Origin of the sequence: Pinirhizobacter sp., assembly GCF_035317885.1 — a bacterium.
In the GTDB taxonomy this organism is placed as follows: domain Bacteria; phylum Pseudomonadota; class Gammaproteobacteria; order Xanthomonadales; family Rhodanobacteraceae; genus Pinirhizobacter.
Window position 1 is genome coordinate 1 of sequence record NZ_DATHFX010000262.1, and the last position, 2,512, is coordinate 2,512.

The 2,512-nt window shown below is 67.2% G+C and carries 3 protein-coding genes; 2 read left to right on the forward strand and 1 reads right to left on the reverse strand.

The window, feature by feature from the left end; translation table 11 throughout:
• Positions 1 to 152 precede the first annotated feature (152 nt).
• Positions 153 to 1,547, forward strand: coding sequence for a threonine synthase (thrC, locus tag VK519_RS08485; protein WP_324349003.1), 1,395 nt, complete (start codon positions 153 to 155; stop codon positions 1,545 to 1,547).
• On the opposite strand, the gene VK519_RS08490 is transcribed toward thrC, so the two are convergent.
• Entirely contained in the window at positions 1,466 to 2,041 is a 576-nt protein-coding gene (locus tag VK519_RS08490; RefSeq protein ID WP_324348999.1) for a hydrolase, read from the reverse strand. The genes thrC and VK519_RS08490 overlap by 82 nt on opposite strands.
• A 54-nt stretch (positions 2,042 to 2,095) precedes the next feature.
• On the opposite strand from VK519_RS08490, the gene VK519_RS08495 reads away from it, so the two are divergent.
• On the forward strand, positions 2,096 to 2,512 hold a 417-nt coding region (locus VK519_RS08495; RefSeq protein ID WP_324349001.1), incomplete at its 3' end, for a TetR/AcrR family transcriptional regulator.

A 2,512-nucleotide genomic window follows, 5' to 3' on the forward strand; every position in this document is an offset into this window, starting at 1 on the left:
CCGAGCGTGTTCGGCTGGTTCGAATCGGCAGCCCTCGCCCATGCGGCCGCGGCCGAAATGGTGGCCGCCTTCGCCGCCGAGGGCCTGGACAGCGACCGCTTCGTGGCGCCGATCGCCGGACCCGCCGCGCACGTGGTGCACACGTGAGCCGGATGCTGTTCGAGAGCACCCGCCAATCCGCACCCGCGGCCACCGTCGAGGAAGCCATCGCCGCAGGGCTGGCACCCGACGGCGGCCTGTATGTGCCGCAAAAGTTACCGGTCCTGGACATCGGCCACTTCGATGGCGCGCAGGCGCGGGGTCAGAGTTTTCACTCTGACCCCCCAACACTACCGGACGTCGCCACGCGCCTGCTGGCGCCGTTCTTCGACGGCAGCACGCTGGCTCCGGAGCTTGCCGCGATCTGCCGTGAAGCCTTCGACTTCCCGGTGCCGGTGGTCCCGTTCGACGACAGCACCGACGTACTGGAACTGTTCCACGGCCCCACGGCCGCCTTCAAGGACGTCGGTGCGCGTTTCCTGGCTGCGTGCATGTCGCACCTGCCACGCCCGGATGGACGGGAACTTACCGTGCTGGTGGCGACCTCCGGCGATACCGGGGCCGCGGTGGCGGCGGCGTTCCACGGCCGTCCGGGCCTGCGCGTGGTGATCCTTTATCCCGACGGGCGCGTCGCGGCGCGGCAGGCGCACCAGCTCGGCTGCTTCGGCGGCAACGTGCATGCACTGCGCGTGGCGGGACGATTCGACGACTGCCAGCGGATGGCCAAGGCGGCGCTCAGCGACTCAGGCCTCAACACCCAGGTGCCGTTGACTTCCGCGAACAGCATCAGCCTGGGGCGGTTGCTGCCGCAGATGACGTACTACGCCCAGGCTTCCCTGCTGCACTGGCGGGCCACCGGCACGCGCATCAACCTGGTGATCCCCACCGGCAATCTCGGCAACGCTCTGGCCGCGCTATGGGCGCGGGCCATGGGCCTGCCGATCGGCGATGTCCGCCTGGCCTGCAACGCCAATCGCACGCTGCCGGACTTCTTCGCCGGGGATGCCTATTCCCCGCGTGAAGCCATCGCCACCCTTGCCAATGCCATGGATGTGGGCGCGCCCAGCAATTTCGAGCGGTTGATGTCGCTATACCACGGCCATGCGGAAGGCGCCCGGTTGGCTGGGTTCGCCGAGGCCGTCGATGACGCCGAGATCGCCGACGTCATCGGCCGCCATGCATCGCATTACCTTTTCTGCCCGCACACCGCTACAGCGATGAAGGTGCGTGAACGCATGGCTGAAGCGGGCGACCGGCGGCGCTGGACGATCGTCGCCACCGCGCATCCAGCCAAGTTCGACAGTGTCGTGGAACCGCTGGCAGCGCGCGCCGTGCCGGTGCCCCCCGCGCTGGCGGCGATGCTGGCGCGGCCCAGCCATGCCGAGCCCCTGGCCGCGGAAGACGCCGCCCTGCGCGAGTGGTTGCTTCAGCCAAGCATGGCCAGCACCGCTTCGGTACTGCGGACACGGCCGAGCCTGGGGAAGATGGAGTCCACGGCAAAACGATGATGAGTAGCCTCGTGCGAACTCATGGCATCTTCCACCAGTACCAGGCCGTAACCGTGCTCGAAGGCCGAGCGCGCAGTGGACTCCACGCCGATATTGGTGGAGATGCCGCCAAGGATGATGTCCCTGATACCACGGCGGCGGAGTTGCAAGTCCAGTTCGGTGCCGTAGAACGCACCCCATTGCCGCTTGGTGATGCGGATGTCGTTCGCCGCCGTTGGCAATCCCTCCGGGTCGGCCCACCAGTTTTCCGGCAGCGCACGGGCGGCATAGGGCTGGTCCACCGGCTGCTTGAGGGCATCGGCGAAGTCCGGCGCAAAACCCACGCTCACGCGCACCACCAGGGTGCCGGTGTCCCGGCAGCGCGATACCAGACGAGCGGCACGGGCCACCACCTCTTCGCCGGTGTAAGGTCCCTGTGCAAAGGTGACAACGCCAGCCTGCAGGTCGATCAGGACCAGCGCGGTAGTGCCCGGGTCGAGCTTGTCGTCGGCCATGGCCGTTACCTTCTGTAGATTTATGAGGATAGTCTCACATGGGAGTTTATGAGGATGGCCTCGAGTAATTCAAGCCCGGCGATCCGCAAACCGCAGCGCCAGCGTGGCGTGGCGCGGGTGGAATCGTTGCTGGAGGCGGCCGGCGAAGCTTTCGCCGAGAAGGGCTATGACGCCGCCACGATGACCGAAATTGCCGCACGGGCGGGCGCATCGATCGGCTCGCTGTACCAGTTTTTCCCCACCAAGGAGCTGGTCGCCGAAGCACTGGTGGCACGATATGTCTCGGCGCTGCACGCGGACCTGCGCCGCATGGCGGGCCTGGCGCGTTCGATGGACGCCCGGAGCCTGGGCGCCAAACTGCTGCGGACCGTCTACGACTTCCGCCGGAAGAATCCCGGTTTCGTCACCCTGGGCGAGGCCACCAATCTTCCCGATTCCATCGTGCTTGGCCTGCGCAACACCTTGCGTGAA